The organism is Bacillus sp. CDB3, from assembly GCF_002081505.1.
Lineage (GTDB): Bacteria > Bacillota > Bacilli > Bacillales > Bacillaceae_G > Bacillus_A > Bacillus_A cereus_AT.
Map to the genome: position 1 here is coordinate 1 of NZ_ALBR01000144.1, position 2,727 is coordinate 2,727.

The window sequence follows — 2,727 nt, forward strand, 5'->3', positions numbered from 1 at the left end:
AACAGGTCCTCAAGGTCCAGTAGGTTCACAAGGAATTCAAGGCCCTACGGGTTTTATTTCTACTGAATTTGCGAATGGTGATACTTCATTCATTAGTTATGATCACACTTCATCTGAAATTGTGTGGACAACGACCGAATTTGTTGGTAATGATATAATTATTTCCAACAATAGTTCTCAAATTATACTTGCAGGAGGACATACTTATTTAATTAATCTATCAGTTAGTGGATTAGTTAGTGGTGGTGGTTCGACTTCTGGTACTACTCATTACGGTCTTGTTGCACTTGATTTAAATGGAAATCATATAGTTGAAAGCATTATTTATAGTCCTTCTAGTGATAGTTCTCCTGGTTCTACTTCTTTTCAAAAAATTGTTTCTGTTTCTTCTCCATCAATTCTTACTGCAAAGATTATGTCTCAGAAGACTGACTATGTTTTATTCGGCGCACTCTCTAATATTTCTATATTAAAGTTAAGCTGATTTTTTAAATTCATAACATTGTATATTTATTTTAGTTTTACCTAGTAATAGTTTTATAGCTTGCTCTTATTCAATTTCCCCCCTACTTTTTATAAAATAAAGAATAGGGGGTGTGTAAACAACTATTATTATGAAAAATTGTATGTGTGCTAGAAGGAACATTTATTATTCTAACACGCTCAAAAATAGACACACGAAAATATGCATTATTGCATATCAAAACTCTCATCTAAAGTTGTAATTTTCAAATTTAGTTTTTCAAATTGTTCCATTTGAACACTAGATAATATGAATTTTTTTGTAGAGAACAGAGAATTTATTACGAAATGTTTGTAGAAAGTATAACCCAAAAAGAACGTTTTGTTTTGTTGAAAGTTTCGTTACGGTTTGTGTCTTTTTTGATAAGGTGTTGCATGATAAATCGATTATTTTTGAAAAAACTTAATCGTTATCTTGGAAGAAAAAAAGCCCTAGCGGGTAACAAAACATGTCGATGTCTTTGGGGAAGAGCGAACAAACTTTTTGAGTTTGTGAAAGTGCGCACTGTAGTGATTATTTTGATTGAGTCATAGTGCTTGTTAAACTTTATCATTTTGTTTGTTGTTTACGAATTGTCAAAGTAGCCTATCCAATTACAATAGCAAAGAACCATTTGATTTCGAGCCTCCCTTTGGCAACCTTTTGCCGTACCGGCAGCCGTAAAAAACAATGGCTACCGCCACAGCAAGGCTAACGCCAAGACTCTCTAAAATCAATGAACCTTCCAACCGAACTGTCTTTAGCCCACATTTGGATCATGGGGTAGGGCAAGCTATGGGTTTGTCATGACAAACCCCAAAAACGTTGTTTTTGACTTGCTAGGAAGTTTCCTAGCACCTTTACCATTTTCTAACCTCAAAAATTACATTTTTTCGTTTAGAAAATGGTTGTCGCTTCGCTCGATTCATTATAAAATTTTGTGGTGAAATTATGACAGTTATTCATAAAACATATTTACAAATAACTTTAGATGAAAATGATAAAAAATAAAGCAGAAGAATTTGGCTATAAAACGGTATCTGCATTCATGGTTGATAGTGTAAAATCACATTTCAAACTTGAAGTAGATATGAAAGCGTATAGGGATTTAACAAAGGAAATAAATTATATTGGTATGTATCAAAAATCCTGTATTTTAACAACAAATTTCAACAATACATCATCAAACGTACAAAATAAAGAGACGCGAATATTCGCGTCTCTTTATTTGTCATTACTACCGTGCATAAGTCAAGTTCTAAAGGAGGTAGAACTTGTTTAATACTATAACCCGCTTTTTGGTTTGTTATACCAAAAATATATTATATAAGTTTCGATAGAGTTTTTAACATGTGTTTATCAAATGAAAAATTAAATATGCCTTTATCAAAGGACAAATAAAACCTGTTTTAGATTTAAAATCATGTTAGGTTATTAAGCAGGAGTTATATAGTTATAATTATTTTGATAACTAATATATTTTTGGCTAGAGTGCTGGCGAAACCCCACATACTACGTATCCTCTTTTTGAATAAGAGCCATTTTTGAACGAATAGTGTTGTGTATTACAAAATAGGATACTAGTCAAACGTACATAACAATAATAATCATTGGTTAATAAGTAGTAACTGATAATTTGGTACGAATCATTCGTTTTTGCAAAGTCTTCGCCAAAAACAGCACTACTAATCTTCAGCAAGACTTGACAGGATTCCCTAATTTTCACGCGCAAAAAGGCGGAGATAACTGGAATCACCAGAATCACATAAAAATACGAGCACAAGCTGCAATGCTCATCCTCGTATTTACAAAATTACTAATTTTACGTTACAATTGTTGTAGAAAATAATCGAATAAATGGAAAAGAGTCTTAAATCCAACGTTTGGTCGCTGCGGATTTAAGACTCCCTATAGAAACTACACAAGGCGGATACCCTGTTGTTAATGAAATTGTATCTTTATGATACCAAATTTGGACAAGTAGGTAAAGTAAAAATTTTCTTGTGTAGCTTCCTTTTATTCTCAAAAGGAGGCTCTTTGTATGTCGGAAGTGATGCAACTATCACAAATAGAAACTTTTATTGATGAATGGCATGAATGTTATCTCTCGGAACGTAAGAAAACTGGCTACGTCATGACGCTAGATTTAAGCAATGAGAAGCATAAACAAATCTGGTATGGATTACATGACCTAGAACACCTCATCAGAAGCTCCAGATTATCCC

Annotated in this window: 2 pseudogenes; both read left to right on the top strand. The window is 32.8% G+C overall.

The features are described 5' to 3' along the window. Positions 1–484: pseudogene (locus CDB3_RS32005) on the top strand (hypothetical protein); the annotation flags it as partial. A gap of 2,059 nt (positions 485–2,543) precedes the next feature. After that, positions 2,544–2,727: pseudogene (locus tag CDB3_RS32120) on the top strand (AsnC family protein); the annotation flags it as partial.